The following is a 586-nucleotide window of genomic DNA, read 5'->3' as shown; positions in this document are numbered from 1 at the left end:
TGGAACAGTACAAGCCGGTTGTGACCGCCGCCATCATGGAGGATACGGCATACCGCAACGCCTGCGGCCATTCTGACCATGAAAACGCTGTGATTGAGGGCAACGCCGCTGTGCGCCGCGCGGTTCTTGGCTCCGGTGATTTGCAGCTTCTCAAACAGTATTCGGATGTGCCGGAGTTCCGCCACCGCCTGCATCAAGAGGTGATTGGCGAAACCTATCCAAAGCTCCATGAGCTTCTGCGCCCTCTCTCCCAGGACGATATTGACGAAGCCCTCTGTGCATGGAACGGCGATATGGACAGCAAACGGGCCGTAGTCCGCTATATGAAGGAGCATGGGCGGGAAAAAGATACTGCCGCATGGCTGTCCAGGGAGTACGGCGGTCCTGAACATACAAACCTGTTCATTGTCCGCGCCGGAAACCCCGAAGAAATGGAACTGCCCTGGCCCAAGGTACAGCGCCGGATCGCCCAGCTTATCAAAGAGGACCGCTTTTTTACAGAGGCTGAACGGGATAATCTGGACGATATAGACCCTATCGCAATCCGGGAAAATCTGGCCCAGCGCGGCATTGTAAACGGGCAGGT

General features: G+C 56.5%; 1 protein-coding gene. It reads left to right on the top strand.

The genetic code is table 11. The features are described 5' to 3' along the window. On the top strand, positions 1–586 hold a 586-nt coding region (locus D5269_RS18185; RefSeq protein ID WP_147408097.1), incomplete at both ends, for a hypothetical protein.

The organism is Anaerotruncus sp. 1XD42-93 (assembly GCF_009917605.1).
Classification (GTDB): domain Bacteria; phylum Bacillota; class Clostridia; order Oscillospirales; family Ruminococcaceae; genus Anaerotruncus.
Note: the sequence above shows the minus strand (reverse complement) of the source record. Positions and strands in the feature narration are given on the sequence as shown.